Source organism: Pantoea sp. RCC30.1, assembly GCF_058148845.1.
Genome location: NZ_JBXUHX010000017.1, coordinates 75,210 through 101,747, shown reverse-complemented (window position 1 = coordinate 101,747; position 26,538 = coordinate 75,210). Strand labels below are relative to the sequence as shown.

The following is a 26,538-nucleotide window of genomic DNA, read 5'->3' as shown; positions in this document are numbered from 1 at the left end:
GGCCGAACGCCCATCGGCTCCTGGGCGGATGCCCATAGAGCTGGCCTTTTCAGCGCCCTACACTTTGCTCTTCTTTACGTTTCTCACGAGGAAGACCGATGGATAGCGCCTTGTCCCCGCAGCACGATGAGCTGATCGCCTCCGCCATCAAAAAGTTCTTCACCCATATCATCCCAATGCTGGTGGTGATGCTGATTATTAACCAGATCGACCGCGCCAATATTGGCTTTATCAAAGCGGAGCTGCGCACCGATGCCGGGATCAGCGCGGCGGCCTTTGGTCTGGGTGCGGGCCTGTTTTTTATCGGCTATGCGTTGTTTGAGGTGCCCAGCAACCTGATGATGAAGCGCTTTGGCGCACGCGTCTGGCTGACGCGCATCATGATTACCTGGGGGCTGGTGGTGGTCCTGACGGGGTTCGTTACCTCACCCATCCAGTTTTACCTGCTGCGCTTTTTACTGGGCGTGGCCGAGGCGGGCTTCTTTCCTGGCGTACTGTTCTATTTCCGTCAGTGGGTCCCGAATGCCTGGCGCGGCCGGGCTACCGCGATGGTGCTGAGTGCGACCGCCGGTGCCTTTCTCTTCTCCGGCCCTATCACCGGCGCGATCCTGATGATGCACGACTTTTTAGGCATTGCCGGCTGGAAATGGGTGATGTTTCTCGAAGGCGGTGCCTCAGTGCTGGTCGGCATTTTCGCTGCCTGGATACTGGTGTCGCGACCCGGCGACGCACGCTGGCTGAGTGATGCGGAGAAACAGGCGCTGATACAGCAGCTGCATAATGAAGAGACACAGCGTGACGAGCTAAACCGCGAGCCGGGTAAAATGTCGCTGCTGCGTAATCGCAGCCTGCTGTTCTTCTGCGTTATCTTCTTCACCATGACGATGACCGGTTATACGCTGGTGTTCTGGCTGCCGCAGATTATCCAGCGCATTCAGGGCTTCAGCAGTTTTGGCATCGGCATTCTCACCGCCGTGCCGTGGCTTTGCGCCATTATCGCCATCAATCTGCTGAGCCGCTTTTCAGACCGCCACCGCGACAAACTCGATAAAGCGTTGGGTATCGCCATGCTGGTCGCGGCATGTGGCACCTTTATGGCCACGCTGGGGTCCCCGTGGTTTGGCTTCCTGGCGATGATCGTGGCTTGTATCGGTTCAAAAGTCAGCGCGACCTTCTTCTGGCCAATGCCGCAGGGAGAACTGCCTGCCTCGATTGTCGCACCCGGTATTGCGCTGGTGAATTCTGTTGGCAACCTTGGCGGCTTCTTTGCGCCGACGGTGTTTGGCTATCTGGAGATGAAGACCGGCTCCACCACCGGCGGCCTCTATGCCCTGACCAGCGTCTCGCTGCTGACCGGGCTGTGGCTGCTGCTGCGCCGCAAGCCATCCCCGCCTTCCCTTGATCCGATGGAGAAACAACATGTCAGACAGTCCAGTCATTAAAACAATGCGGGTGGTGCCTGTTGCCGGATATGACAGCATGCTGCTGAACATTGGCGGCGCACACAACTGCTACTTTACCCGTATTCTGGTGATTCTGACCGATTCCGCAGGCCGTACCGGCGTCGGCGAGAGCCCCTGCCACGCTTCAACACTGGCGCTTCTGGAGCGCTTTCGCCCGCAGATTGAGGGCAGCGAATTGCTGCGGCAGAATGCCACCATCGCCACACTATTTGCCAGCGACGCGCGACACCAGCAGACCGCGCATACCGACAATATTCATATTCCGCAGATGAACCCTGAGAAGTTTTATAACGCCGCCGCGGCAATTGAAGCGGCGCTGCTTGATTTGCTGGGTCAGCACCTGAATCTGCCAGTTGCCGAGTTACTTGCCAGTGGCAAGCAACGCGATCGGGTGCCCGTCCTCGGTTATCTGTTCTATATCGCCGACCGTAACCTGACCAACATGAACTATCAGGCGGGCCACGCTGGCGGTGATGCCTGGCTGCAACTGCGTCATGAAAAAGCGATGGATGCGGACGGCGTGGTGCGGCTGGCGGAGGCGGCAGCGGATCGCTATGGCTTCCGCGATTTTAAACTCAAGGGCGGCGTACATCATGCCGAAGTGGAAGTGGAGACGGTTAACGCCCTGCTGACACGCTTTCCTCAGGCGCGGGTAACGGTTGATCCCAATGCCAGCTGGTCGCTGGATGAGGCTATTTATTATGGTAAACAGCTGGCGGGCCGCATTCCCTATCTGGAAGATCCCTGCGGCGCGGAGCAGGGCTATTCCGGCCGGGAAACGCTGGCAGAGTTTAAGCGGGCGACGGGTATTCCGGTCGCCACCAATATGATCGCCAATGACTGGCGACAGTTGCAGCATGCGCTGCAACTCAACGCTATCGACATTCCCCTGGCCGACCCGCATTTCTGGACGATGCGCAATGCCCACACTGTAGCGCAGCTCTGCCATGAATGGGGCCTGACGACCGGCTGCCACTCAAATAACCACTTTGACGTGTCGCTGGCGATGGTGGCGCATCTGGGTGCCGCGGCACCGGGCGATCGTCTGACCGCCTTTGATACCCACTGGATCTGGCAGGATGGCCAGCAGCTGACACTGCATGCGCCGCAGATTCGTGATGGATATCTGGAACTGCCAGAGGGGCCAGGGCTGGGTATCACCCTGAATATGGCGCGGGTCGAAGCTGCCCATGAACTCTACAATTCGCTACCGGATAAAAACCGAAATGACGCGCTGGGCATGCAGTTTCTGATCGATAACTGGTCATTTAACGCAAAACGCCCGGCACTGGTGCGCTGATAAACATCATCCTGTGACACTGTCACAGGATGATTATGTTAGCGTTGCGCCAGCGCCGCCTGCATCCAGGCAATCACCAGCGGAGACGCTTTGTCCTGCAGTGCCGCGCGCTCGGACTGGAACAGCGTGGCGACATAGAAAGGATGATTCCGGAGTTCTACACCACGCATATCTCCCGCGTCATCCCAGGCGGTAATGCGCAGCGTGTTATCGCCCAGCACGTCACTGAAGTCCGGGTTAACGCCAAAGTTACAGTGATAGCCCTCATCGCTCTCCAGCGCGTCATAGGCCTGGGCGATACGTGAACCCGCGTCAAACCTGACCCTGCCCCGTTGCTCCACCAGCGAGCAGCTCAACGGGGCAATGACCATTCTTCCGCTGGTGTCGGTCTCTGCATGACTGGCATCGTGCCAGCCCAGTACGTTGCGCGCATACTCGATCACCGCATACTGGAATCCCCCACAGGAACCCAGGAAAGGCTTACCGCTCTCCCGCGCCCAGCGAATGGTTTTAAAGACACCTTCATCGTTGCGATATGGACTGCCAGGCACAACCCAGACCGCATCACTGCGCGTAAGGTCTGTCTGGTCAAGCTGGTCGGTGGCGATCCAGTCCGCTTCAACGGCAAGATTTAGCCTGCGTGCAGCACGTTCAATGGCAAGGGGTATAGCCTGATGGGCAACCGCATTGGCGCGGTAGTCACCAACGAGAGATAAACACAGGGGAGACGACATGAACTGATCCTTCTGGGGGAAATTGAGAGGTTACAGGAATGTTAATTTTGTGTCGAGTGAGAGATTGCGCAGCGGCGTATTGATAAGTTTTTAATAGGACTGAGCAGGTTTTGACCGGCCGGCCACGTCTGTTTTATCACCCTGCCGATTGCTAGCGCCTTCCGCTCCCGCGTCAGACCGTCATACGCAATCGGTTTCTTTTTTTGCTTTCTCAAATAAATCATCTATTTGTGCGCAGGATCGCTATTTGGCTGTTTTTCCGGCAATAGCGGGTGGGTAACGCCTGATAATTCGTCAGATTGACTGTGAATTAGTCAGCGGCCTGCCATTAGTGCTGCCTGATTATTATTCCACAACCGATTTATCTGGTTAATTCCGCATTAGCAGTTAATGTTAATACTCTCCAGTCAGCGGCGCTTATACAGAGCATCTGTACTGATATTTTTCGTCGGCTCAACATTTAAAACCAATTAACAGTTTGTTATAAGCTTTTTAACCCAACATTTCTGAACCCGACGGGTTGTCAGAAAATTCTTGCCCTGCCGCCCGTAATCAGCCAAATTAGTCGCCGCTTTTCCCTTCTAATAACAATCTTGCGCATGGAAAACTCACATGACGCGGACTTAATTCCTGTCCCGAAACAGGGTATGAAAAAACTGAGGTACATGTGTCAACTGCAAACAAACACACTGAAGAGGCTGTCAGTCTCAATGCGTTTAAACAGCCGAAGGCGTTCTACTTAATCTTCTCGATTGAGTTATGGGAACGTTTTGGCTTCTATGGCCTGCAGGCCATTATGGCGGTTTACCTGGTGAAGCAACTGGGATTGTCTGAATCAGACTCTATTACCCTGTTCTCTTCATTCAGTGCGCTGGTTTATGGTCTGGTCGCAATCGGCGGCTGGCTCGGTGATAAGGTGCTGGGCACTAAACGCGTCATCGTACTGGGTGTACTGGTACTGGCTCTGGGCTATGCGCTGGTCGCGTTCTCCGGTCATAACGTCAGCATCGTCTATGTCGGTATGGCTACCATTGCGGTGGGCAGCGGCCTGTTCAAGGCAAATCCCTCTTCACTGCTCTCAACCTGTTACGACAAAGACGATCCGCGTTTAGACGGTGCGTTCACCATGTTTTATATGTCGATCAACATCGGTTCGCTCTTCTCGATGATGCTGACACCGTGGTTAGCGGCGAAATATGGTTACAGCGTGGCTTTCTCACTGTGCGTTATCGGTCTGATTATCACCCTGTTTAACTTCCTGTTCTGCAAACGCATGGTCAAGGATTACGGCTCGAAGCCGGACTTCGCTCCGTTGCAGGTCGGCAAATTACTGATGACGCTGGTTGGCGTGGTGCTGTTGATAGCACTGGCCAACTGGATGCTGCATCACCAGGTTATCGCCCGACTGGTACTGGCGGTGATTGCGCTGGGTATCGTACTGGTGTTTGCCAAAGAGGCCTTTGCGCTGCAGGGCGCGGCGCGTCGTAAGATGATTGTTGCCTTCCTGCTGATGGTCGAAGCGATTCTGTTCTTCGTGCTTTATATGCAGATGCCAACGTCACTCAACTTCTTTGCTATCCGCAACGTTGAGCACACCATTTTCGGCATTACTTTTGCGCCAGAGCAATTCCAGGCGCTGAACCCCTTCTGGATCATGCTGGCCAGTCCACTGCTGGCGGCGCTGTATAACAAGCTGGGCGACAAACTGCCGATGCCGCACAAGTTTGCCTTTGGTATGGTGCTCTGTTCTGCGGCGTTCCTGGTGCTGCCGGTGGGCGCGAAGTTCGCCAGCGATGCGGGTATCGTTTCGGTTAACTGGCTGATCCTAAGCTATGCGCTGCAGAGTATCGGTGAGCTGATGATCTCCGGCCTCGGCCTGGCGATGGTGGCACAGCTGGTGCCACAGCGTCTGATGGGCTTCATCATGGGCTCCTGGTTCCTGACCACCGCTGGCGCAGCAGTGATTGCCGGTAAAGTGGCAAACCTGATGGCCGTGCCTGAAAACGTGAACGATCCCCTGGTTTCGCTGGCGACCTACAGCCGCGTCTTCCAGGAGATTGGTATCGTGACAGCAGTTATTGCTCTGCTGATGCTGATTACGGCGCCGTTGCTGAACCGTATGACTCAGGCACAGGACAGCGACGCAAAATTAAAAGACGTGAAGGCGTAATCGCCACCGCGTTATAGCTAAGCCGGGCTCTGCCCGGCTTTTTTATGCCCCACCGCAACGCCCTTAGCAGATCCCTGATCCTTATCACGGGTAATTCCACCCTGAGCCTTTACTATGTTGGGATCCCATTGCAACAAGGAGTACATGGTCATGAAACTGTTTTGCAAAGCAGGAGCCTGCTCTCTCTCTCCTCACATTGTTATGCGCGAATGCGGGCTGGACTTCACTCAGGTGAATGTTGATCTGGCAACAAAACTCACTGAACGCGGTGACGATTTCCGCCAGGTTAATCCTAAAGGCCAGGTGCCCGCGCTGCTGCTCAGCGACGGCACCGTGCTGACGGAAGGCGTCGCGATTGTACAGTATCTGGCGGATCTCAAGCCCGATCGCCATCTGCTGGCACCGGTCGGCAGTCTGACGCGTTACCACACCATAGAATGGCTCAGCTTTATCGGCAGCGAGCTGCACAAAAGCTTTGGACCGCTGTTTCGCCCGGGTTACTCCGACGAGGTGAAAGCGCAGACCCGCAGCCAGCTGGAGGCGAAATTCCGCTATGTCGATGAGTCGTTGCATGACAAGCAGTGGCTTATGGGGATGCATTTCAGCGTGGCGGATGCTTATCTGTTTGTGGTGACGCGCTGGGCAAAAGCGCTGGGACTGGATTTGTCCGGCTTTACGGCGCTTGGGGCATGGTTTGATCGTGTCGCGGAACGTCCTGCGGTGCAGGCGGCGCTTAAAGCGGAAGGCTTAGCCTGAGTGAACAGGGCCGGTTATCCGGCCCTGATGCTTTATAGTTTTTCGGCCGCGAAGTGCTGCGTCGGACGGGCGATGGCATCCTGTGCCGCCACCAGCTGCAGTTCATACTCACCCATCTCATGGGTTTTCAGCATCACCTCATACACCGACGCGGTCACGTGCTCCAGCGCATCCTGTAGTGATTTGCCGTGCAGCAGATTTACCAGCAGCAGACCGCTGGTCAGATCGCCCACGCCGACCGGCTGACGGACACCGAAATCGACCAACGGACGGCTGATGTGCCAGGCGTCTTCCGCCGTCACCAGCAGCATCTCAAAACGATCGCTGCGACGACCTGCCCGCGCCAGATGCTTCACCAGCACCACACGTGGTCCCTGAGCAATCAGTGCCCGCGCAGCGTCCACCGCCGCGTCGACGTCCGTGATGGTGCGCTCGCTCAGCATCTCCAGCTCAAGCAGATTCGGGGCAATAATATCGCTGGCAGGCATCGCCATTTTGCAGTGAAACTCCGCCACACCCGGTGCCACGATGCAGCCTTTCTCCGGATGTCCCATCACCGGGTCGCAAAAATACCAGGCATTCGGGTTGGCCGCTTTCACCTGACGAACAATTTGCAGAATCTGCTCCCCCTGCTCCGCCGAACCCAGATAACCGCTCAGCACCGCGTCACAGGTCTTCAGACGGTCAATGTCCGCAATCCCTTTAACAATGTCGGTTAAATGGGTTGCAGGCATTACCGTGCCGGTCCAGTGGCCATACTGCGTATGGTTAGAAAACTGCACGGTATTCAGTGGCCAGACGTTTGCCCCCAGGCGGCGCATCGGAAACTCCGCTGCTGCGTTACCGGCGTGACCAAAAACAACGTGCGACTGAATTGCTAAGATATTTTTCACTTGTTTGCCCTGTCCAGCCTTGCCATAAAAAAAGGCCGGAAACCGGCCCTGAAAGCTTACTGCCAGTTAATCAGGCAGTAATGTTTTTTGCCGCGACGCAACAGCGTATAGCGGTTAAACAGTTTGTCGCTGTCGCTGAAGCGGTATTCCGCATCAGACTGCTTTTCACCGTTCAGAGAAACGGCATTGGACCCGATCATGGTGCGTGCCTGGCCGCGCGACGGCACCAGCTCCGCTTTCACCAGCGCCTGCTGCAGATCGTCGTCAGCGCTCAGCACGATGGTTGGCATACCATCCTGCGCCAGCTGCTCAAAGTCAGCTTCGGTCATTTCGCTCACAGAGCCAGAGAAAAGGCTGGCGGTGATGCGTTTCGCCGCTGTCAGGCCCGCTTCGCCATGCACCAGACGTGTCACCTGCTCAGCCAGCACATACTGCGCGCGTGGCGCGGTGCCGCTGTTTTTGTCCTCTTCTTCCAGCACGTTGATCTCTTCAATGCTCAGGAAGGTGAAGAACTTCAGGAAGCGATAGACGTCAGCATCCGCAGTGTTGATCCAGAACTGATAGAACTTATATGGGCTGGTTTTCTTCGCATCCAGCCAGACTGCGCCGCCTTCGGTTTTACCGAATTTGGTGCCATCCGACTTGGTGATCAGCGGAACGGTCAGGCCAAAGACCTGTTTCTGATGCAGACGACGGGTCAGATCGATACCGGAGGTGATGTTACCCCACTGATCGGAGCCACCAATCTGCAGCGATACGCCGTGCAGTTCGTTCAGGCAGGCGAAGTCGTAACCCTGCAGCAGATTGTAGGAGAACTCGGTATAGGAGATGCCCTGATCGTCACGGTTCAGACGCTGCTTCACCGCTTCTTTGTTGATCATCTGATTCACAGAGAAGTGCTTGCCGATATCACGCAGGAAGGTCAGCACGTTCATGCCGCCAAACCAGTCGTAGTTATTGGCGGCGATGGCGCTATTACTGCCGCAATCGAAGTCGAGGAATGGCGCCACCTGCTGGCGGATCTTTTCAACCCATTCGTTGACGGTTTCGCTGGTATTAAGTTTACGCTCTGCGGCTTTAAAGCTCGGGTCGCCAATCAGACCGGTTGCACCGCCGACCAGTGCCACCGGCTTGTGGCCGGCATCCTGAAAACGCTTCAGGCAGAGCAGCGGTACCAGATGGCCCAAATGCAAGCTGTCAGCAGTGGGGTCGAATCCGCAATAGAGCGAAATTGGCCCCTGCGCCAGTTTCTCTGTTAACGCGTTTTCATCCGTCACCTGGGCGATAAGGCCCCTCTCCTGCAATTGTTGTATCAGGTTACTGCTGGTCATTACTGACTCCAAATTGATCAGACTGCACCTATGCTGGTACACAGCTTTCCGCTGAGTTGCGGAATCGAAAAAAAACAGGGCTATAGCATAAAGCGCTGACGCCTTCTGTGCCAGCGCTGATAGGGGTAAATCGCGCAGATTCAGGGTGCCAGACGGTCGATTTTCCAGCCGTCGTGATCGCGCTGGTAGATGAAACGATCGTGAAGACGATGTTCGCCTCCCTGCCAGAACTCCACCGTGTGAAATTTCACCCGATAACCCCCCCAGAAGCTGGGCAGAGGCACCTCGCCCTGCTGGAACTTCTGCTTAAGTTCAAGGAACTTCCCTTCCAGAATGCCGCGTGCCGAAATCCGGCTCGACTGCTTCGACACCCACGCACCAATCTGACTATCGCGCGGACGGCTGTGGAAATATTTCAGCACCTCCAGCGGCGACAGTTTTTCCACTTCGCCCAGCACCATCACCTGACGCTCCAGAAAATGCCATGGGAAGTGCAGGCAAATGCGCGGATTGTGCGCCAACTGCAACGCCTTGCGGCTGCCGAGGTTGGTGTAAAAGACCATGCCCTGCGCATCAAAGTGTTTCAGCAGCACGATACGCTGCCATGGCTGGCCCTGCTCATCCACGGTGGCCACGGTCATGGCGGTAGGATCGGGCAGTTTTGCCTCACAGGCCTGGCTCAGCCACTGTTCAAACAGCGCAATCGGATTGTCCGGCAGATCCTTACGACGCAATCCGCCGCGGGTATATTCACGCCGCAGATGGGCAATGGTGTGTAGCGTTTCGCTGTCGCTCATTAATGCTCGCCTATTCAGAGATAAAGTCAGTTGGCAGGTTGCAGCTCACAATCATTCACGACAATCTTATCGTTACGTTCGATAAATGCGCCGTTACCTTTGGACCAGAAAACATAAGTGTCATCGCTGTAGCGCGCGCCGGAGGCAGATACGGTCTGCTTCAGCGTCAGGGGCTTGCCGTCCATAATGAAGCTCACCTGCTCCTTCGCCTCGTCCAGCGTTACGGTCAGCGGCAGCGTTCCGCAGCGATAGTGCAGGGTCTGCGGCGACGGTGGCTGTTTATGCATCAGGCTACAGCCCGAGAGCAGCAGCACCGCGGCAATGGATAATCCTTTCAACATAAGCGGGTCTCCTTCACGAGTGAAGCTGGCATTATAAGAAGGATTTAGCGCGAAGTAAGTGGGAATCCGCGCCAATCTGGTAGATGCTGTCAGGCAGGCTGAATTATTGCGCCTTTTCAGGCGGTTGTCTGAATGCGCAGGCCGCGTTCTCAGGCTACGCTCTATAGATTCTTAAGCGAGGAAGACAAACATGAAATTTGATAACGAAGATGCATTTAAGCTGGCCGTGGCCTTTATGAATCACAAAGAGAATGCCACCATCGCCAGCAGCTACTTTAAAACCTTTATCGACACCTACCAGAAGTTTGACCGCTGGCTGAGCGCATCGGACCCGGTCAGCGCCATGAAAGCAGAAAAAGCGGCCGCCAAAGCGGGCGAAGACTCCGTTCTCTGATCTCCTTCTCCACAGGTCCGATAGCCTTCAGGGTATCGGACCTGTGAATCCCGCCAGACATTCACCCCGATGCTGACTATTTCCGTAGTGCTATTCTGGCTTTTACGGAAATATCCGCTCTGGCTACCGTGCTTATTTCCCGCATTAGCATCGATCTTATTTCGATACAGCCCATCCTCTGCTGTAAAGGCACTGAACGGCTGTGTACATTTGCAATAAATGCTATTTCACGCCGTCATGCCCCCTAATCAGCACCACACACTCCGGTTTTGTTTAAAAAACAGGCAGCGAGACGCGACAGGGCCAGCAAACCTGATAAAGCCGTCTATGCTGTAAACGTTCGGATATACTTCATGGAGCAGAAAAAATGAAAATGAAATCCCTGTCAGCCATCGCGTTGTTGGCTCTCTCTTTAGGTACGCTGGCAGGTTGTGCCTCGAATCAGTCGATTAAGACCACTGATGGCCGCACGATTGTGACTGATGGCAAACCTCAGATTGATTCAGATACTGGTCTGGTTTCGTACCGTAATGCTCAGACAGGAAAAACTGAGCAGATCAATCGTAATGAGATCAGTAATATGAGTGAACTCGACAACTAATATAAGGTGAATAAGATGAAAAAAGCGCTGATTTTACCTCTCGCCGCATTGATTGGTATGACCGTATTAACCGGCTGCACCCGTACCAGTTATGCGATTCAGACTAACGATGGACGCACCATTATTAGTGATGGCAAGCCTTCTGAATCGGATGCCGGCCTGCTGGCTTATACCGATGCAAATGGCGTGAAGCAGCAGATTAATAAAGCGGACGTTAAAGCGGTTTCTGAAGTACCGAAGAAATAAACAGATCGCTGTTGTCCGATGAATAAAGCCGCCCACGGGCGGCTTTATTTTTTCCTGTAATCAATGCGCTGTCTGGGACAAAAAGATATCTATTCCCGGTCTCTTTTAAATCAGAAATATCCGGTGCGTCGTGGCAATAATATTGCTATGTACGGTCAGACATTGCGCCGGAAGTATTGCAAAATATGAAGCACCCAGACGTTTCGCTTATCTGAATTTCAGGCAACGCTCCTGTTATATGACCAGCATAACAGCTCAGTAATTTTCTGACGAACAAATGCGCCCTGCTTTTGTTATGTACTATCAGGAGGTTATGGCTTCGTTTAAAGGTTCAGTTTATTTTTGGTCATCTTCACCGCCTTCAGCCGGGATTTCCGACCTTTTAGTCCGGCGCGCCTTTAACTAGAATATTTATATCGCTATTTAATCAGGAGGGTACAGATGGTTTATCACGATAAAACAACCGGTCATATGATTCTTGGTGAAGCAGCAATTAATCTGGCGTTTGAAGAGCAGGAAATCACCCTGGTGTCATTAATTCGTCAACTGGGCGAAATGGCTGAGAATGAGCGCAGCGACGATCGGGTAGAGCAGTTTGCTGACGCGCGAAACTGGCTAAAAAGTTTCATTAATCCCACAACCCGTGATCGCGCCGAACTGAACTGGCTGGTCGAGACCGGACAGGCACCGGTTTTCCTTAAAGATTATCGTTAGTTATGTGCGGGCCATTGCTGTTTATTTTTAGGGTGCCGCGCGCGGCCTCTCAGCAAGAGACACCGGGACAGGTGTGAGTGCAAATCAGTTATGCCGACCAGAACGTGAACTGTAACGCTCTGTATTTGGCTCCTGTGTCGGCCTGAAACGGCTTCCAGGCAGATTGATGAGTGCGATTACCCTGCGCTCGTCAATCTGCCATCTGGCCGTTAACCGGCAATGCTCGCCTTCTCCCCACCCTGCCGTCACAATCAGCGCGTCAGCGGCTCACCGCTTTCAGTCACCCGTTGTGCCTGTGGATGTTTCGCTGTCTGGGTTTCAAACCCACCACGGGCGGCAAAAACAGAACAGCTAATCGCTGCTACGAGTGTCAGTAAGATTGAAGTTTTCACGAAACAGGCCTTAATTTTCCACGCTATAGATTAAAGCGTGGAAGCCTGGCACATAATCAGATGAGGGGAAAGGCGAGTGCGGAGTTTTTCTGTCTGGAAGCGTGAGCCGGAGAAGTCTGTTAGCCGAAAATCGCACGACCCAAAGCCTGTTCAATATCGAACTCTCTGGGGCGTCCCCGCTCTTTGTTTTTATGCGTTGTGGCTGTCGTGGTCATTATTACCGGCCTGGGGAGGTGTGTCGCTATCAAAATCAATGGCGATTCTATCCCAGGCGGGGGAACAAGATAGGCCGTCCGTTGCCCGTCACGAGCAGACGGCCCGTTATTTCCCGGACGCATTAATATGATTAGCCACTGTCTGACCAGCCGCAGTCTGGTCTGCGGTGCAAGTCGGACGCGGTTCATTCAGATAAGGATGTTGTCTCTGTGCGGCCTTTTTCCCGTTGCTGACTGCGCTTCAGCGCGTTTGTTTTTATCAGCCATAACGTAAATTGCTTAATAAGCAGGCTGGCGTGGTTTTCATTGTCAGCAAAACATAAAAAAAGCCGGGTTTTTATATTGCTGTTATCGTCGATCGCATAAATCTCATATTCGTCGTGATGCCGGGATTTTATGACTGCTGTGAAATGTATTGCGGGCCAGAACATCACTCTGGCTTCAAACTGCCTGAAATCCATTATATTTACCTGGTAATTTACTTAAAATACCCGATGAAAAACTGCTCATCGGGACAGGTAAAGCATAACCTCCCGCCTCTTTTATCGCGTGATAAAAAAAGCTTTTAGCAGAGACCGTGGCTTCAGCAGCAGAGGAACATCGGATCAGCGCTCACTTAAGCGCAACCACAGGCAGATCGGTTATCCGGGTGGTATAGGCAGGCGACAGCATCTCACGCTTCATTGACCAGGCTTTGTTAATCCCCTGCCCCGCAAACCAGAGATTTCCGCTGCCGAGTTTGTTGACTGTGTCGATCAGCTTCATCAGCTCTTCACTATTGCGGCGTGGCTGATGTTCATCAAACAGATCAAGCTGAGCTACACCCTGACTGAAAAAATCCCCCAGCACGATGCCCGCCTTCATGTAGCGATGTCCCTCAATCCAGATGTTATCCAGACACGCCATCGCGACGCTGATAATGTCGCGGGTGTCCTGCGTCGGGATCAGCAACTGACCGGTAGACTGATTACCGTAAAAGGGTTCGTCAGCCGCATGCGGGCTGGTACGCACAAACACCCCTATCTGGCGACAATATTGATTCTCACGACGCAGCTTTTCTGCCGCGCGCTCGGCATAGGCGCAGACGGCTTCGCGCATCTGATCGTAGTCGGAGATACGGCTGCCAAACGAACGAGAACACATGATTTGCTGTTTTACCGGCGTCACCGACTCCAGCTCCAGGCAGGACTCACCGCGCAATTCTCTGACGGTGCGCTCCAGCACCACGCTGAACTGTTTACGAATGGACTCGGTGCTTTGATCGGCCAGATCTTTCGCCGTCATGATGCCCATGGCGTTGAGTCGTTTGCCGATCCGGTGACCGACGCCCCAGACGTCAGCCACATCAATCAGCGCCAGCAGCTTTCTTTGACGTTCGGGGGCCGACAGATCGACAATGCCGCCGGTTTTGCTCCACTTCTTGGCCGCAAAATTCGCCAGTTTGGCCAGCGTTTTAGTCTGGGCAATGCCGACGCCCACGGTCAGATGGGTCTCTTTGCGAATCCGTTCTCTGACCTGGCGACCAAAGGTTTCCAGCGCCATACAGTTCTGCACACCGGTGAGATCCATAAAAGCCTCGTCGATCGAGTAAATCTCCACCGATGGCGCCATCTCTTCCAGTAGGGTCATCACCCGAAGGCTCATATCGGCGTAGAGCACGTAATTGGAGCTGAAGACGTGCACCGCGTGACGCGTCAGCTCTTCACGCATTTTAAAATAGGGCGCGCCCATTTTGACGCCGGCTTTCTTTGCCTCGGCACTGCGTGCAATCACGCAGCCGTCGTTATTCGACAGCACCACCACCGGTTTACCTTTAAGATCAGGCCGGAAAACGGTCTCACACGATGCGTAAAAGCAGTTCACATCAACCAGCGCGAACATGGTCAGTGGGTCGCTTTAATCACAAAGGTCACCACGCCAAACACCTCCAGCGCATCTTCAGTCTGGATAGCAATCGGTTTAAATTTCGTGTTCATCGGCATCAGTTGCAGGCAGGGATGAAGCTGGAGACGTTTAACGGTGAATTCGCCTTCAACGGCGGCGACCACGATATCGCCGTGTGAGGCGGTGAGGGAGCTGTCGACCACCAGCATGTCTCCATCGTTAATGCCCGCCTCAATCATCGACTCGCCGCTAACCCGGACAAAATAGGTGGCGCTGGGGTGCTGAACCATAAGCGCATTGAGATCGATACGTTGCTCGACATAATCCTGCGCCGGAGAAGGAAATCCACACGGCACACGTTCGATATAAAGCGGTAAAGGCATAACGGCGCGAATGTCCGCAGGTTTAATGAATTCCATAATGTCACTCCCTTCTCAAACTACTGTATATAAATACAGTAATAGCTAATCCCCCTTTTAATCAAGTGACAGAAAAGATTTTTAAGCGAAGGGGTTGATGGTAATGCACTTTTTTTTAAGCGTTTTTTCGCATTGCCGTCAGAGTAAGCAGAAACGGGTTACTTTCGCCGCACTGCGGGAATATCAGCGTTTTTTTCTTACAGTAACGCATCTTATAAATTCAGCCGCTGATTATTCTGACTTAAGGAAAATCTGACAACGCCTCTCTGGACACTGGCGGAGGTTTGAATATTACGAGCGGGCTGGTTATTCTGCTTTTTTAAGCATGGAGGGGTTATGGCAGACGACGATCGAATCAAACATCTGGAAGAGGCAGTCGCGCAGTTAAGGGTTGAGACCACGGTATTAAAAGCGATACTTGGTCAGCAAATAGCACTGAATAATCTTAATTACAAAGGGAAGTTTGACGATGTGCTGGCGGCGCTGGCGAAAGAATATGCCGAGCGCGGTCTGGAGGAAGGCAATAATCAGGCCATCCATGATGCCCTGCGTGAATATATTAAATATGAGCCGCCTGCAGTGGAATAAGCGGTTTCTGGCAGCGTCCGATTGCCGGACATGTCCGGCTCACGAACGCTGCCACCCCTCTGACCTGACCTGCCCCGGCAACTGCCTCAGGCAAAACCGGTCAGTGATTAAGCCTGACTGTCACTCTCCAGCGCATCCTGAATTGCATCGGCCAGATTACCAATTTCATTCGCCACGGCCTGCAGATCCCAGGAGGTTTTTGAGCCGGTTGCCGATGTGGAGGCGCTGACCGACTCCTTTGCCACTGACAGAGCCGCTGCCACAGCCACTGCACGTTTATGTTGTTCCTGAGTTACGCCCGCAGGCGGAATCGCGAAATAGTCGTGAACCATGATCATTTCCTTGTGATGAATAAGGGCTCAACCTTAGCCTTCTGCATCAGGCGTGGGAAGTGAATTATGCGGCGTGGCTGGTCAGACGGCCAGGATTGCAGCAGTATCGATGCGTTGTGCCTTTTTCCTGCGCTAAAACCTGTACAGCTTTTTCTGCGATCTGCGGAAAAACCCCGCTTTAACGCCATAAGGTGACATTTTCTACTCTTCACACCTTTTCCCCTGAAAACCCTCCCGGCCCGAAAAATACAAGCAACACTCTGTATTTTATAGGTTAATAATAAAAATCATTTCTCCGATTTAAACATGCATCTGACATACATCACCGACCAGTGTAATTTTGTCAAATTTCGTTGTACAAGTTTTCAATTCTTGTATAACTTTATCCCGTGATGTTAAATCACTTGTAACGAGGGTGCTTTGCACCGCATCTGAAGGTGTTGTGGATTTCCACCTTCAGATGCATTTTTTTTGCGTCATCCGGCAACCGGATCTGAATCGACGTATTCTCCCCCCTTTCTTATGAGGCCTGACATGCAAACAACGATGAATACAGAGTCTCAGATTTCTGATTACTTCATGAACTCTGGCGCGGCGCTGACCACTGAACAACAGGTGGTCGCCGCCGTTCATGCTGAACTCGCCCGTTCGAAAGCTCATGTCTCACAAAAAGATGTCGTGCTGGGCCTGATTAATCGCCTGGAGAGCGAGCGTGACGTGGTTAAGCAGGATATTTACCGTCAGGCTCTGGAACATGTTCTGCAGCGTGCTTCGGCCACCAGCGAAAGCTAAATTGTTAAGTGGGAACGCGATTGAGCATGGATGCTTTTCCCGTCCGGAATCAGCCCCTTTTGAGGGGCTTTTTTGTTTTCCCTGCACTGCGCCACACGTCCCTTTCTTATCGCTAATATTGCCTGTTCTGTCGGGCCAGATATAGCTCCGGAAATCACCTCTTTTGCCGCTTATTTCGCCGAAAATTCCGGTTAATTTCTCTCGTTTCGCTTTATTTATCCGATATCTGTGTCCAGACTTTTCCTGCATCTACTGCAAACACAGACGAGGAAAATAACTATGTTTCATCATTCATCAAAACTTCAATTCCCGGTTCGTGTAGAGAAGCCCGATCCAGAATTTGCCATGCTGTTACAGCAGGCCATCGGCGGCGTCGAAGGTGAGATTCGTGTAGCGATGCAATACTTTTTCCAGGCGATGGGCGCGCGGGGTGATGTGCGGATTCGGGATCTGCTGATCTCCACCGCCACCGAAGAGCTGAGCCATATCGAAATGCTGGGCTACGCCGTGGCGCTGAACCTGGAAGGTGCACCGCTCTCTTACCAGGAAGCGTCAGCGAAAGATCCGGTGGTCAATGCCATTCTGGGCGGCATGAACCCACGCCATATCCTCTCTTCCGGTCTGGCTGCGATGCCGGTGAACGCCAACGGCATGCCTTTCGACATGAGTCACATCTACGCATCCGGCAACGTGGCCGCTGATATGCTGGCTAACGTCACCGCAGAAGCCACGGGCCGTGTGCTGGCTACCCGCCTCTACAACATGACCGAAGACAAAGGCATGAAGGATTTCCTCTCCTTCCTGATCGCCCGTGACACCATGCACCAGCAGCAGTGGCTGGCGGTGATCGAAGAGATGGGCGGACTGAACGCGTCGCTGCCGATCCCGAACAGCTTCCCGCAGGAACATGAGGCGCAGGAACACTCTTACTACTGTCTGAATACCTCGCTGGATAAACCGCTGCCGGAAGGTCGCTGGAGCAGTGGTCCGGCTTACGATGGTCATGGTCAGTTCAGCGCGAAACAGCAGCCCGACATTCTGGGCGATGAGCCGGTGCTGGGCAATGCCCGTCCCGGGTCCGGTGCGCAGTCAGAACAGATCGACGGCGTCACACCACCAAAACCTTAATCCCTCACCTGTCAGGATCTGATGTCCTGACAGGGTTGTCCCATTTTTACGGAGGAAAAGTCATGTCATCCACTCAGCGTCCACAACCCCCTTTTGCAGAGCAGCAGCAGTCGTGGCCTGGCAGCACTGCCGCGATGCAGCCGCAGCCCGATCATGGTGAAGAGAGCTATCAGGGTTCAGGCCGTCTGGCGGGTAAAAAAGCGATTATTACCGGCGGGGATTCTGGCATTGGCCGGGCCGTCGCCATTGCCTTTGCCCGGGAAGGTGCCGATGTGCTGATCTCTTATCTTGATGAGCATGAGGATGCGCAGGATACCGCCCGGCTGGTCGAGGCCGCGGGGCAGAAAGCGGTGCTGGTGCCTGGCGACATCACCGATGCGTCACACTGCAACGTATTGGTCGATAAAGCCGTCGAAGCCTTTGGTGAGATTAACATTGTGGTCAATAACGCGGCGTATCAGATGACCCGCGAGTCGCTGGATGAAATCAGCGACGATGAGTTTGATCGCACCATGAAGACTAACCTTTATGCGATGTTTTACATCACTAAAGCGGCCACGAAACATATGCCAGCGGGCGGTTCGATCATTAATACCGCCTCGATCAATGCTGACCAGCCGAAACCGAAGCTGCTTGCTTACTCCGCGACCAAGGCCGCCATCATTAACTTCTCAGGGGGCCTGGCCGCCCTGCTGGCGGAGAAAGGCATCCGTGCCAATGCGGTCGCTCCCGGTCCTATCTGGACACCGCTGATCCCTTCGACCATGCCGGTTGAACAGGTGAAGAACTTTGGCAGTGAAGTGCCGCTGCAGCGTGCCGGTCAGCCTGCTGAGCTGGCACCCACCTACGTGATGCTGGCCAGTGACGAAGCCAGTTACATTTCCGGGGCAACCATCGCCGTCACGGGCGGCGTGGCCATTATTTAACGTTCGCCGATTCCCTGGTCTCTTCGGCCAGGGGATTCCCTATCAGTTTCTGCGTTAACCCCCACTGATAGAGCGACTCCCGCGCCAGATTCTTCATTTTCACTTCGCACATGATGTCGAAATCCTGGAAAGACAGCGCCCACGCATTTAGCGTCGGATTAAAGAAGTAGTCGGAGTGCGCCCGCAGTTTGCTTTTGCTCACGCCCAGCTGCTGCTGATCGGGCCAGCCCTCCTGCGGAATAATTCCTTCCTGCGAAATTGAATAGTGCAGCACAGGCCGCACGCCGCGCCACGACTCAATAACCCTGGCGACACGCGCATCATCCGGCTGAATAAACTCACTCTCTTTGACCCAGTGATGGTGGATATCCAGCACCACCGGACAGAGCGGTGCCGCCTGCAGCACATCATCCAGCGAGCAGGATATCTCATCATTCTCCACCGTCAGCATCCGCCGTGCTTCCGGGCTGAGCTGATTAAATGATCGTTTAAAGCCGTCGAATCCCGCCTTACCGTTCATATGAATATTGATTTTGAAATCCTGGAAGGTCTTGCCGTAACCCATCAGACAGGCGCAGAGCGTGTGATACTCCACATCCTCCAGCGCGCGCACCACCACATCGGGATTATCGGAAGCCAGTACCGTATATTGTCCCGGATGGAAGGAGAGCCGGATCTGATGCGCCCGCGCCAGTTCACCACAGCGGGCAAAGAGCGGATAGAGCTCAGGCAGGAACTCCGCAAACAGCGGGGTCGCTTCGGGCACGGTGTAGAGTGGCAGCAGATCGCTGCCGATACGCATCATCCTGAGTGGTTCTGGTAACGTAGCCAGATGCTCAAGCGTCAGGTAGAGATTATTAAGGTTAGTAACGGTAATCTCATGAACCAGCTGATGACGTTCAGCCTGCGGTAAACTCAGAAATCGTTTACGGGTGGTGGCACGAAACGGGAAAAACTGTTTGCCGTCGCTATTGAGATACTTACATGCAAAGCCTAATTTCATGTCTGCTCCTGATTTATGCTTATCAGAAGTGTAACAGGCCCCTGCCGACCAGCCAGTCGCGGGCCGCAGACTCAGGCTGAATAATTACAGGGAGACTCACTATGCAGGGCCATGAAATCCAGCGCATCGCCATTGAAGCGGCTGAACGGCTGCCCGCCGCTGAATGCAGCTATCCATTCGGGCCGGAACATCAGGTCTATAAAGTGTGTGGAAAAGTGTTTTTGCTGCTGACTGAACTGCGGGGCGTGCCGATTATCACCCTGAAGTGCGAACCGCAGCAGGCGGAGTTGCACCGGGTGATCTATCCCTCGATCACCGCCGGTTATCATATGAATAAACGTCACTGGATCACGGTCTATCCCGGTGACAACCTTTCGCCGGGTCTGATTCAACAGCTGGTTGAGGAGTCATATCAGCGTGTGGTGCGCGGCATCCCCGCCTCACGCCGCCCGGCCTGGGTGGGATGAAACGGGTGAACGGAGTGAGTGAGTCTGGATGAAAGCTGAGTCTGATAAAAATTAAAAACCCCACGCTGACTCGCGGCTCATCCGATCCCGGCCCGGCACTCAGTGATGCAGCATCTCATCTACCACCTGGGGGTTTGTCATCTGGTACGGGTAATAGGTTGGCCAGTTGTCCATCTCAGCCAGCAGGGCCTGCTGAGAGTCGTTACCCATAAATATATGGAAATGGGCGGACTTGCGCGGCCCGATAGTATGGTCGCTGAACTGCACATATTTAGGCGCTTTGCTGCTGGCGTCCTGGCACTCAAACAGATAGCGCACCCCTTTTTTGCCTGAATTGTAAGTCAGGATTTTGTGGCCCGCGTAGCGGTAGTGACAGGCGCTGACCCGATCGCCGACGTGAAACTCCATCACCCCATTTTCGATACCGATGGTATCGACGTCGGTGGCGTAGCCTTTACGATAATAAGCTTTAACTTCCTCTGCCGTTTTACGGTGATCCTGCTGCGCTTTCTTCTGCCAGACAGGGTCCAGCTCACCGCTTTGAAGCAGCGGATAGACCGACTGCCACAGCCCGTCCCAGTCAGAAAGCAGACGGTCTTTCACATCGCTATCAGCAAAGACCCCTTTTGCTGCTTGCTGCTCCATCGCTGACAGCGGTTTGCCATGTGTATGCGTGCCATGTGCCAGTGTCTGCTGGCTGATTAGCAGCGCGCCCATAACCCCAATCCATTTGCCTGCGTAATTCGTCAAAGCCTGATCCTCAGTCAACGTTACAAACTAAAATGTTATGATATAACATTTCACAATTCAACCCAAAATGTCACATTACAGCATTAATTTTATTTATTGATTACCGCCCTCTCCTGGAACATCACACTGTCAGGCGACGGGCGAATCTGATGGGGTAGTAAAGCAGGTTTCCAGCATAGCGGGTGCGGGCTGACACGGCGCTAAGCCAGACGGCGCAAGGCGTGAATAAGCGAAGCGATAACGGGAATTAAGACGTAAGTCTGATTTTTCTGCTGGACGGAAAAGGCGCAGTCACTGCGGTTAAATGGCCGGTTTACCCTCAGTATTGTTCAGGTTGTTCTATATTTAGTGTCGTCGAAAGTAAAATAACAGCTGGAGCATGGATTCATGTCGAAAGAAACAGAGAAGAAACCCCTGAGCGAACGCGCGCCCACCACCGGTCCGGAATCATCAGAGCCGGGCCTGGGATCGCTTGCACCAAAAGATGGTTCGCATCAGCCCCCAGCCGAACCGACCCCGCCAGGCAAGCAGCCTACCGCTCCGGGCAGCCTGAAAGCGCCACAGACGCACAACGCTAAACTTGACCAGCTTGAAGCCAGCCGCAAAAACGGCACCGATCGCGCCCTCACCACCAACCAGGGCACACGCATCGCAAACGATCAGAACTCACTGCGCGCCGGTTCGCGGGGTCCGACGCTGCTGGAAGACTTCATTATGCGTGAGAAGATCACGCATTTTGACCATGAGCGTATCCCTGAGCGTATCGTGCATGCCCGTGGCTCTGCCGCACATGGCTATTTCCAGCCTTACCGCTCACTGACAGATCTGACCAAAGCGCAGTTCCTTAGTGACCCCGAGCAGACCACGCCGGTGTTCGTGCGTTTCTCAACGGTTCAGGGCGGAGCGGGCTCTGCGGATACCGTGCGTGATATTCGCGGTTTCGCCGCCAAGTTCTACACCGAAGAGGGTGTCTTTGACCTGGTCGGTAACAACACGCCGGTGTTCTTCATTCAGGATGCGCATAAATTCCCTGATTTTGTGCACGCCGTTAAGCCAGAGCCGCACAATGAAATCCCGCAGGGTCAGAGTGCCCATGACACCTTCTGGGATTACGTCTCTCTGCAGCCGGAAACCATGCACAACGTCATCTGGGCGATGTCTGACCGTGGTATTCCGCGCAGCTATCGCACCATGGAAGGCTTTGGTATTCACACCTTCCGCCTGATCAACGCCGAAGGCAAAGCGACCTTTGTCCGTTTCCACTGGAAGCCGGTGGCCGGTAAAGCCTCGCTGCTGTGGGATGAATCGCAGAAACTGACCGGCCGCGATCCCGATTTCCATCGCCGCGATCTGTGGGAAGCGATTGAAGCCGGTGATTTCCCGGAATATGAACTGGGTCTGCAGCTGATCCCGGAAGAGGATGAGTTCAAATTCGACTTCGATATTCTGGATGCCACCAAGCTGATCCCGGAAGCGCTGGTGCCGGTGGAAATTGTCGGCAAGATGGTGCTGAACCGTAATCCGGACAACTTTTTTGCCGAAACCGAGCAGGTGGCGTTTCACCCAGGCCATATCGTGCCAGGTCTGGATTTCTCCAACGATCCGCTGCTGCAGGGCCGTCTGTTCTCCTATACCGACACGCAGATCAGTCGTCTGGGTGGACCGAACTTCCATGAGATCCCGATCAACCGTCCGACCTGCCCGTACCATAACTTCCAGCGTCAGGGCATGCATCGTCAGGATATCGACACCAATCCGGCAAACTACGAGCCAAACTCAATCAACGACAACTGGCCACGCGAAACCCCACCGGCTGCAAAAGGCGGCGGCTTCGAGAGTTATCAGGAGCGGGTTGAGGGCCACAAAGTGCGCGAGCGCAGCCCGTTATTTGGTGAATATTATTCCCAGCCGCGTCTGTTCTGGAACAGCCAGACTGAGGTTGAGCAACAGCACATCATTGGTGCCTACTCGTTTGAACTGAGTAAAGTGGGTCGCGCCTATATCCGTGAGCGCGTGGTGGATCATCTCGCACGCATCGATATTAAGCTGGCGCAGGGTGTGGCGGATAATCTGGGCATCGCGCTGACCGATGAGCAGCTCAACATCCAGCCACCTGCTGCGGTGAACGGCTTGACGAAAGATGACAGCCTGAGCCTCTATGCGATTCCTGATGGTGAGATCAAAGGCCGTCAGGTCGCGCTGCTGCTGAGCGATGGTGTGAAAGCGGCGGATGTGCTGGCGATTCTGCAGGCATTGAAAGCGGAAGGCGTGCACGCCAAACTGCTGGCGCCGCATATGGGCCAGGTGCGTGCCGACGATGGTTCGGTACTGCCGGTCGATGCGACTTTCGCCGGTCTGCCTTCGCTGACCTTTGATGCGGTGATGGTGCCGAATGGCAATATCGATGCCCTGCTGTTAAGCGGCGATGCCCGCTACTTCCTGCTGGAAGCCTACAAGCACCTCAAGGTGATTGGTCTGGTGGGCGACGCGCGTCGATTTAAAGCGCAGTTCGGTCTGGAAGATGCCGATCAGGAAGAAGGCATTGTGCAGGGCGACTCGGCGGAGAGCGCACTGATGTCTGATTTTACTCAGGCGATGAAGGCGCACCGCGTCTGGTCACGCAGCCAGAAGGCACAATCCGTTCCAGCCTGATGCGTTGAGTGAATAAAAAACCGCCCCCTGGGGCGGTTTTTTTATGCCGGAAATCGTAGCACTGTCGCGTGCGCAGTGATCTGTCAGACGTTCCGTTATCAGAAGGTCTGCCAGTTCTCATTGTCTGTCACGACGGCAGGCTGACGTTTTGGCACGCCCATCGCCTTCGCGACCGGTGCAGCGGAGAACGTGGCGTGCAGGCTGCCGGTTTTGAATACCGATACCGTTTTACGCAGATAGCTCGCCTGCTCTTCCAGTGAGGCGGCGGCACTGGCCGACTCCTCCACCAGCGCGGCGTTCTGCTGCGTCACGCCATCCATCTCAGAAACCGCAATGCAGACCTGCTCAATGCCACGAGTCTGTTCTGTCGAGGATGCGGCGATCTCTTCGATCAGCTGCGTCACCCGGCTCACCGACTTCACGATGCTCTCCATGGCGATGCCCGCCTGAGAAGCATGATCGGCACCGGTTTTAATGCGCTCGGCTGAGCGGTCGATCAGACCACGGATCTCCTGCGCGGCGCTGGCGCTGCGTCCGGCCAGCGAGCGCACTTCACCCGCGACTACCGCAAATCCTCGCCCCTGCTCACCGGCACGCGCAGCTTCAACCGCGGCGTTCAGTGCCAGAATATTGGTCTGGAAGGCGATGCTGTCAATAATGGCGATAATACCGGCGATCTGATTCGAGCTTTCGCTGATCTGATCCATGTTGGCGATAACCCGGGCAACGGTTTCGCCGCCCTTTTGTGCTGTGGCGGACGCCTCTTTCGACACCGTAGTCGCCTGCTGCGCATTGTCTGCGTTAAGTTTCACCGTCGAGGTGAGCTGCTCCATACTGGCGGCGGTCTGCTCCAGCGCGGCAGCCTGCTGCTCGGTACGGGAGGAGAGATCGGTACTGCCAGCGGAAATTTCCGCGGCACCCGTAAAGATAGAGCGCGTCGCATCATCCACTGAGGTAATGGTCACCACCAGCGCATCGCGCATCTGCTGCAGTTCCTGAATCAGCAGGCCCATCTCGTTGCGGCCTTCGTGCTGAATATCGGAGGTTAAATCGCCTGCCGAGATGGCACGCATATGGCCGGTCAGTCGGGCCAGCGGGCTAATCAGCAGCTTCTGCAGTCCCATCCAGACCGCCACGCCAATCACGCCGGTAATCAGGCCGATAGTCAGCAGCGCCCAGAGCGCATCCGTCAGGCTGCGCTGGTTATGTTCAGAAGTATCGTTCATCAGTTGCATATTCACCGCACGCCAGGCTTCATAAGCACTGTCAAGCTGGTCCTGTGCCGCTTGCGCTTCAAGGTTGCCGTAGGCCGCGTAGTTGCCCTGTTTCAGAAAGGTAATGGAGGCCAGCATCGTGTCGCGCATCTGCTGATAAGCGGTCTGAAATTGCGTCGACTGGGCTTCGCCCTGCCCCTCTTTGCGCGGCATCGCCTGCCACGCTTTGAAATCAGCATCGGCTCTGTCCGCTGACTGCCCCGCCTGCTCCAGCAGTGTGGCGATGGCCGCCATGGATTTAGGATCCTGCTGGTTTTTCAGGAAACGGATCGCCACACGGTTGATCGTGACGCGGGTTTTAATCAGGGTTTTTACGGCATCGCTCAGATGCTGCTGCTGCAGCGTCAGTTGCCCGGCGGCCACAAAATTTTTATCGGCTTTTGAAACGCCGTTGTAGAACAGAAATCCGGTCAGGGTCAGTAACGTAATAAAGACGGCAAGCACCGCCAGAATACCGTGGGTTATTTTAAGATTTTTAAGCATGTCCGCAGGCTCATATCAGAGAAGTTAGAGTGGTTATCGGCCAGCTTAGGATTTATCTGAGTGAAGGTGCAGAGAAAGCCGCTCTTCGCCACTCGCCAGGCACAGCCAGCGCGCCGTTCAGGGCAGAAAAACGGAGCGGCTCTGCCTGAACGCATTTGGCGCTTAACAACCGACCCCGTGCTGTGGTTGAATTCGCCCCTTACTTTTTCGTTCGTGGTTAACATGCATTACATTCAGAGTCTGATGAGTTTTATTGAGGGAAACAGGGTGCTGTCGATCAGCTTCAGCCTGTTGCTGCTGATCGTGGCAGGGATGGTCACTCACCTGATCTGCAAGTTTTTCATCGTCAAAGTGATCAGAAAGGTCTTTTTCAGCAGCCATAAAAAGGGCGTTCCGCTCGATAAGGACATCCGCCTCTCTCAGAAGCTGTCAAATTTTGTGCCGGTGATTGTGGTCTACAACTTCCTGCAATTCATGCCGGGCCTGCCTGAAAATCTGAAAGTCGCGATTCAGACCATTTGCGGCATCCTGTTTTTTGTCTATCTGTCGATCTTCTTCAACGAAGTGCTGGAGATTGTTAACAACTCCTATACGCGCAAATCCAAGCGCAAGAATCACTCGATCAAGGGCTATATCCAGATCGGCAAAATCCTGGTGCATATCATCGCCGCGATCATGATTCTGGCGATTATGTCCAATAAGTCACCCGCGATTATCATCTCCTCGCTGGGTGCGGTTGCCGCGGTGCTGATGCTGATCTTCCAGCATACGCTGCTGTCGCTGGTGGCGAACATTCAGCTCTCCTCTAACGATGTCCTGCAACTGGGCGACTGGATTGAGATGCCGGACAGAAACATCAGCGGTGAGGTGATCGACATTGCGCTGCATACCATCACCATCCGCAACTGGGATAACACCATTTCGCGTATTCCGACCAAGAACTTCCTGACCGAGACCTACACCAACTGGCAGGCGATGTTCTCGTCGGGCGCGCGCCGCATCATGCGCAGCTTTTATCTTGATCAGAAGTCGATCACCTTTGTGAATCAGGAGATGCTGCAGTCGATGAGCCAGATCCGCCTCGCAGGCGAAACGATTACTGAGCTGCTGGATGGGCGCGATATCAATGCCGTTGGCGACCGCTGGTTTATGGAAAACGGCATCACCAATCTGATGGTGTTCCGTAAATACCTGACTGTCTGGCTGGCCCAGCGCGATGACATTATGAAAGAGATGTATATCGTAGTCCGGCCGCTGAAGCCGTCACCGGATGGGCTGCCGGTAGAGATCTACTGCTTCACCTCATCGATTTTCTGGGCCGATTATGAAAATACTCAGGCGGCGATTTTTGAGTATATCTATGCGATGGCCCGACTCTTTGAACTGCAGATTTACCAGCACCCGGCAGGATCTGATTTCGCCCGGCTGGCTCAGCCGCGGCCCGACAGCCGGGATGCACAGCAGAACGGCGTGTAATAACGCGCGGTGGCAAT

Annotated in this window: 28 protein-coding genes; 15 read left to right on the top strand and 13 right to left on the bottom strand. The window is 54.2% G+C overall.

The window, feature by feature from the left end:
• Nucleotides 1-98: 98 nt before the first annotated feature.
• Nucleotides 99-1,442, top strand: coding sequence for an MFS transporter (locus AC2LB6_RS15995; protein ID WP_490094240.1), 1,344 nt, complete (start codon nt 99-101; stop codon nt 1,440-1,442).
• Nucleotides 1,420-2,763 carry an enolase C-terminal domain-like protein gene (locus AC2LB6_RS15990; protein WP_490094239.1) on the top strand — a complete coding sequence of 448 codons (1,344 nt, stop codon included), beginning with the start codon at nt 1,420-1,422 and terminating at the stop codon, nt 2,761-2,763. The genes AC2LB6_RS15995 and AC2LB6_RS15990 overlap by 23 nt, the downstream gene beginning before the upstream one ends.
• A 38-nt stretch (nt 2,764-2,801) precedes the next feature.
• On the opposite strand, the gene AC2LB6_RS15985 is transcribed toward AC2LB6_RS15990, so the two are convergent.
• Nucleotides 2,802-3,497, bottom strand: coding sequence for a CTP synthase C-terminal region-related (seleno)protein (locus AC2LB6_RS15985; protein WP_490094238.1), 696 nt, complete (start codon nt 3,495-3,497; stop codon nt 2,802-2,804).
• A gap of 667 nt (nt 3,498-4,164) precedes the next feature.
• Here AC2LB6_RS15985 and dtpA point away from each other — a divergent pair.
• Nucleotides 4,165-5,667, top strand: coding sequence for a dipeptide/tripeptide permease DtpA (dtpA, locus tag AC2LB6_RS15980; protein ID WP_490094237.1), 1,503 nt, complete (start codon nt 4,165-4,167; stop codon nt 5,665-5,667).
• Between the two features lie 150 nt (nt 5,668-5,817).
• Nucleotides 5,818-6,423 carry a glutathione transferase GstA gene (gstA, locus tag AC2LB6_RS15975; RefSeq protein WP_490094236.1) on the top strand — a complete coding sequence of 202 codons (606 nt, stop codon included), beginning with the start codon at nt 5,818-5,820 and terminating at the stop codon, nt 6,421-6,423.
• A gap of 32 nt (nt 6,424-6,455) precedes the next feature.
• Here gstA and pdxY read toward each other — a convergent pair whose 3' ends face one another.
• From pdxY to AC2LB6_RS15955, 4 genes are all read right to left on the bottom strand, one after another.
• Nucleotides 6,456-7,316, bottom strand: coding sequence for a pyridoxal kinase PdxY (gene pdxY, locus AC2LB6_RS15970; protein WP_090961381.1), 861 nt, complete (start codon nt 7,314-7,316; stop codon nt 6,456-6,458).
• Between the two features lie 56 nt (nt 7,317-7,372).
• On the bottom strand, nt 7,373-8,647 hold the full coding sequence (gene tyrS / locus AC2LB6_RS15965) for a tyrosine--tRNA ligase (RefSeq protein ID WP_490094235.1): 1,275 nt from the start codon (nt 8,645-8,647) through the stop codon (nt 7,373-7,375).
• Between the two features lie 140 nt (nt 8,648-8,787).
• Nucleotides 8,788-9,444 (bottom strand): pyridoxamine 5'-phosphate oxidase, encoded by a 657-nt coding sequence (gene pdxH, locus AC2LB6_RS15960; protein ID WP_434147272.1) that lies wholly within the window; start codon nt 9,442-9,444, stop codon nt 8,788-8,790.
• 26 nt (nt 9,445-9,470) lie between these two features.
• Complete coding sequence (locus AC2LB6_RS15955) at nt 9,471-9,785, bottom strand: MliC family protein (RefSeq protein WP_490094234.1); 315 nt, start codon at nt 9,783-9,785, stop codon at nt 9,471-9,473.
• Between the two features lie 190 nt (nt 9,786-9,975).
• Here AC2LB6_RS15955 and AC2LB6_RS15950 point away from each other — a divergent pair, with 190 nt between their 5' ends.
• The 4 genes from AC2LB6_RS15950 (at nt 9,976) to AC2LB6_RS15935 (ending at nt 11,740) form a co-directional block, all read left to right on the top strand.
• Nucleotides 9,976-10,179 carry a hypothetical protein gene (locus tag AC2LB6_RS15950; RefSeq protein ID WP_009090370.1) on the top strand — a complete coding sequence of 68 codons (204 nt, stop codon included), beginning with the start codon at nt 9,976-9,978 and terminating at the stop codon, nt 10,177-10,179.
• A 367-nt stretch (nt 10,180-10,546) separates the two neighbouring features.
• Nucleotides 10,547-10,780, top strand: a complete 234-nt coding sequence (locus AC2LB6_RS15945; protein ID WP_490094233.1) for a YgdI/YgdR family lipoprotein — start codon at nt 10,547-10,549, stop codon at nt 10,778-10,780.
• Between the two features lie 15 nt (nt 10,781-10,795).
• Nucleotides 10,796-11,026: a YgdI/YgdR family lipoprotein gene (locus tag AC2LB6_RS15940; protein WP_010245445.1), complete on the top strand. Its 231-nt coding sequence runs from the start codon at nt 10,796-10,798 to the stop codon at nt 11,024-11,026.
• Nucleotides 11,027-11,467: 441 nt separating this feature from the next.
• Nucleotides 11,468-11,740, top strand: coding sequence for a hypothetical protein (locus AC2LB6_RS15935; RefSeq protein ID WP_490094232.1), 273 nt, complete (start codon nt 11,468-11,470; stop codon nt 11,738-11,740).
• Nucleotides 11,741-11,991: 251 nt separating this feature from the next.
• On the opposite strand, the gene AC2LB6_RS15930 is transcribed toward AC2LB6_RS15935, so the two are convergent.
• The 4 genes from AC2LB6_RS15930 to umuD all read right to left on the bottom strand — a co-directional run bounded on the left by AC2LB6_RS15930 (nt 11,992) and on the right by umuD (nt 14,650).
• The gene (locus AC2LB6_RS15930; RefSeq protein WP_242634160.1) at nt 11,992-12,132 is read right to left on the bottom strand and encodes a hypothetical protein; all 141 of its coding nucleotides are present in this window, start codon (nt 12,130-12,132) and stop codon (nt 11,992-11,994) included.
• Between the two features lie 400 nt (nt 12,133-12,532).
• On the bottom strand, nt 12,533-12,808 hold the full coding sequence (locus AC2LB6_RS15925) for a hypothetical protein (protein WP_490094231.1): 276 nt from the start codon (nt 12,806-12,808) through the stop codon (nt 12,533-12,535).
• A 151-nt stretch (nt 12,809-12,959) separates the two neighbouring features.
• Complete coding sequence (gene umuC, locus AC2LB6_RS15920; RefSeq protein WP_490094230.1) at nt 12,960-14,228, bottom strand: translesion error-prone DNA polymerase V subunit UmuC; 1,269 nt, start codon at nt 14,226-14,228, stop codon at nt 12,960-12,962.
• A gap of 2 nt (nt 14,229-14,230) precedes the next feature.
• On the bottom strand, nt 14,231-14,650 hold the full coding sequence (gene umuD, locus AC2LB6_RS15915; RefSeq protein ID WP_010245460.1) for a translesion error-prone DNA polymerase V autoproteolytic subunit: 420 nt from the start codon (nt 14,648-14,650) through the stop codon (nt 14,231-14,233).
• Between the two features lie 336 nt (nt 14,651-14,986).
• Between umuD and AC2LB6_RS15910 the strand changes: the two genes are divergently transcribed.
• On the top strand, nt 14,987-15,238 hold the full coding sequence (locus tag AC2LB6_RS15910; RefSeq protein WP_490094229.1) for a hypothetical protein: 252 nt from the start codon (nt 14,987-14,989) through the stop codon (nt 15,236-15,238).
• A gap of 107 nt (nt 15,239-15,345) precedes the next feature.
• Here the strand turns inward: AC2LB6_RS15910 and AC2LB6_RS15905 are convergent, their stop codons facing one another.
• Complete coding sequence (locus AC2LB6_RS15905; protein WP_179895851.1) at nt 15,346-15,570, bottom strand: hypothetical protein; 225 nt, start codon at nt 15,568-15,570, stop codon at nt 15,346-15,348.
• A gap of 546 nt (nt 15,571-16,116) precedes the next feature.
• Here AC2LB6_RS15905 and AC2LB6_RS15900 point away from each other — a divergent pair.
• From AC2LB6_RS15900 to AC2LB6_RS15890, 3 genes are all read left to right on the top strand, one after another.
• Nucleotides 16,117-16,362, top strand: a complete 246-nt coding sequence (locus tag AC2LB6_RS15900; protein WP_490094228.1) for a biofilm development regulator YmgB/AriR family protein — start codon at nt 16,117-16,119, stop codon at nt 16,360-16,362.
• A 279-nt stretch (nt 16,363-16,641) separates the two neighbouring features.
• Entirely contained in the window at nt 16,642-17,490 is an 849-nt protein-coding gene (locus AC2LB6_RS15895) for a manganese catalase family protein (protein WP_136198390.1), read from the top strand.
• A gap of 62 nt (nt 17,491-17,552) precedes the next feature.
• Nucleotides 17,553-18,416, top strand: a complete 864-nt coding sequence (locus tag AC2LB6_RS15890) for a glucose 1-dehydrogenase (RefSeq protein WP_490094227.1) — start codon at nt 17,553-17,555, stop codon at nt 18,414-18,416.
• Here AC2LB6_RS15890 and AC2LB6_RS15885 read toward each other — a convergent pair.
• On the bottom strand, nt 18,409-19,419 hold the full coding sequence (locus AC2LB6_RS15885; RefSeq protein ID WP_490094226.1) for a UV damage endonuclease UvsE: 1,011 nt from the start codon (nt 19,417-19,419) through the stop codon (nt 18,409-18,411). The genes AC2LB6_RS15890 and AC2LB6_RS15885 overlap by 8 nt on opposite strands.
• Before the next feature lie 101 nt (nt 19,420-19,520).
• On the opposite strand from AC2LB6_RS15885, the gene AC2LB6_RS15880 reads away from it, so the two are divergent.
• Entirely contained in the window at nt 19,521-19,886 is a 366-nt protein-coding gene (locus AC2LB6_RS15880; RefSeq protein ID WP_490094225.1) for an MmcQ/YjbR family DNA-binding protein, read from the top strand.
• A gap of 99 nt (nt 19,887-19,985) precedes the next feature.
• On the opposite strand, the gene zinT is transcribed toward AC2LB6_RS15880, so the two are convergent.
• Nucleotides 19,986-20,603 carry a metal-binding protein ZinT gene (gene zinT, locus AC2LB6_RS15875; RefSeq protein ID WP_490094259.1) on the bottom strand — a complete coding sequence of 206 codons (618 nt, stop codon included), beginning with the start codon at nt 20,601-20,603 and terminating at the stop codon, nt 19,986-19,988.
• A 420-nt stretch (nt 20,604-21,023) separates the two neighbouring features.
• Here zinT and katE point away from each other — a divergent pair, with 420 nt between their 5' ends.
• Complete coding sequence (gene katE / locus AC2LB6_RS15870; protein ID WP_490094224.1) at nt 21,024-23,288, top strand: catalase HPII; 2,265 nt, start codon at nt 21,024-21,026, stop codon at nt 23,286-23,288.
• A 98-nt stretch (nt 23,289-23,386) separates the two neighbouring features.
• Here katE and AC2LB6_RS15865 read toward each other — a convergent pair whose 3' ends face one another.
• Nucleotides 23,387-25,045, bottom strand: coding sequence for a methyl-accepting chemotaxis protein (locus AC2LB6_RS15865; protein ID WP_490094223.1), 1,659 nt, complete (start codon nt 25,043-25,045; stop codon nt 23,387-23,389).
• Between the two features lie 222 nt (nt 25,046-25,267).
• Here AC2LB6_RS15865 and AC2LB6_RS15860 point away from each other — a divergent pair, with 222 nt between their 5' ends.
• Nucleotides 25,268-26,521 (top strand): mechanosensitive ion channel family protein, encoded by a 1,254-nt coding sequence (locus AC2LB6_RS15860; protein WP_490094222.1) that lies wholly within the window; start codon nt 25,268-25,270, stop codon nt 26,519-26,521.
• Nucleotides 26,522-26,538 lie beyond the last annotated feature (17 nt).

What these genes read in the sequence shown, in the direction of transcription:
- AC2LB6_RS15860 (WP_490094222.1), top strand. Translation starts at nt 25,268, where the DNA reads ATGCATTACATTCAGAGTCTGATGAGTTTTATTGAGGGAAACAGGGTG.
- umuC (WP_490094230.1), bottom strand. Translation starts at nt 14,228, where the DNA reads ATGTTCGCGCTGGTTGATGTGAACTGCTTTTACGCATCGTGTGAGACC.
- AC2LB6_RS15940 (WP_010245445.1), top strand. Translation starts at nt 10,796, where the DNA reads ATGAAAAAAGCGCTGATTTTACCTCTCGCCGCATTGATTGGTATGACC.
- AC2LB6_RS15985 (WP_490094238.1), bottom strand. Translation starts at nt 3,497, where the DNA reads ATGTCGTCTCCCCTGTGTTTATCTCTCGTTGGTGACTACCGCGCCAAT.
- zinT (WP_490094259.1), bottom strand. Translation starts at nt 20,603, where the DNA reads ATGGGCGCGCTGCTAATCAGCCAGCAGACACTGGCACATGGCACGCAT.
- AC2LB6_RS15945 (WP_490094233.1), top strand. Translation starts at nt 10,547, where the DNA reads ATGAAAATGAAATCCCTGTCAGCCATCGCGTTGTTGGCTCTCTCTTTA.
- katE (WP_490094224.1), top strand. Translation starts at nt 21,024, where the DNA reads ATGTCGAAAGAAACAGAGAAGAAACCCCTGAGCGAACGCGCGCCCACC.
- AC2LB6_RS15880 (WP_490094225.1), top strand. Translation starts at nt 19,521, where the DNA reads ATGCAGGGCCATGAAATCCAGCGCATCGCCATTGAAGCGGCTGAACGG.
- pdxH (WP_434147272.1), bottom strand. Translation starts at nt 9,444, where the DNA reads ATGAGCGACAGCGAAACGCTACACACCATTGCCCATCTGCGGCGTGAA.
- AC2LB6_RS15925 (WP_490094231.1), bottom strand. Translation starts at nt 12,808, where the DNA reads ATGGATTTCAGGCAGTTTGAAGCCAGAGTGATGTTCTGGCCCGCAATA.
- tyrS (WP_490094235.1), bottom strand. Translation starts at nt 8,647, where the DNA reads ATGACCAGCAGTAACCTGATACAACAATTGCAGGAGAGGGGCCTTATC.
- umuD (WP_010245460.1), bottom strand. Translation starts at nt 14,650, where the DNA reads ATGGAATTCATTAAACCTGCGGACATTCGCGCCGTTATGCCTTTACCG.
- AC2LB6_RS15895 (WP_136198390.1), top strand. Translation starts at nt 16,642, where the DNA reads ATGTTTCATCATTCATCAAAACTTCAATTCCCGGTTCGTGTAGAGAAG.
- AC2LB6_RS15865 (WP_490094223.1), bottom strand. Translation starts at nt 25,045, where the DNA reads ATGCTTAAAAATCTTAAAATAACCCACGGTATTCTGGCGGTGCTTGCC.
- AC2LB6_RS15935 (WP_490094232.1), top strand. Translation starts at nt 11,468, where the DNA reads ATGGTTTATCACGATAAAACAACCGGTCATATGATTCTTGGTGAAGCA.
- AC2LB6_RS15905 (WP_179895851.1), bottom strand. Translation starts at nt 15,570, where the DNA reads ATGGTTCACGACTATTTCGCGATTCCGCCTGCGGGCGTAACTCAGGAA.
- gstA (WP_490094236.1), top strand. Translation starts at nt 5,818, where the DNA reads ATGAAACTGTTTTGCAAAGCAGGAGCCTGCTCTCTCTCTCCTCACATT.
- AC2LB6_RS15990 (WP_490094239.1), top strand. Translation starts at nt 1,420, where the DNA reads ATGTCAGACAGTCCAGTCATTAAAACAATGCGGGTGGTGCCTGTTGCC.
- AC2LB6_RS15885 (WP_490094226.1), bottom strand. Translation starts at nt 19,419, where the DNA reads ATGAAATTAGGCTTTGCATGTAAGTATCTCAATAGCGACGGCAAACAG.
- AC2LB6_RS15950 (WP_009090370.1), top strand. Translation starts at nt 9,976, where the DNA reads ATGAAATTTGATAACGAAGATGCATTTAAGCTGGCCGTGGCCTTTATG.
- AC2LB6_RS15890 (WP_490094227.1), top strand. Translation starts at nt 17,553, where the DNA reads ATGTCATCCACTCAGCGTCCACAACCCCCTTTTGCAGAGCAGCAGCAG.
- AC2LB6_RS15995 (WP_490094240.1), top strand. Translation starts at nt 99, where the DNA reads ATGGATAGCGCCTTGTCCCCGCAGCACGATGAGCTGATCGCCTCCGCC.
- AC2LB6_RS15955 (WP_490094234.1), bottom strand. Translation starts at nt 9,785, where the DNA reads ATGTTGAAAGGATTATCCATTGCCGCGGTGCTGCTGCTCTCGGGCTGT.
- AC2LB6_RS15910 (WP_490094229.1), top strand. Translation starts at nt 14,987, where the DNA reads ATGGCAGACGACGATCGAATCAAACATCTGGAAGAGGCAGTCGCGCAG.
- AC2LB6_RS15900 (WP_490094228.1), top strand. Translation starts at nt 16,117, where the DNA reads ATGAATACAGAGTCTCAGATTTCTGATTACTTCATGAACTCTGGCGCG.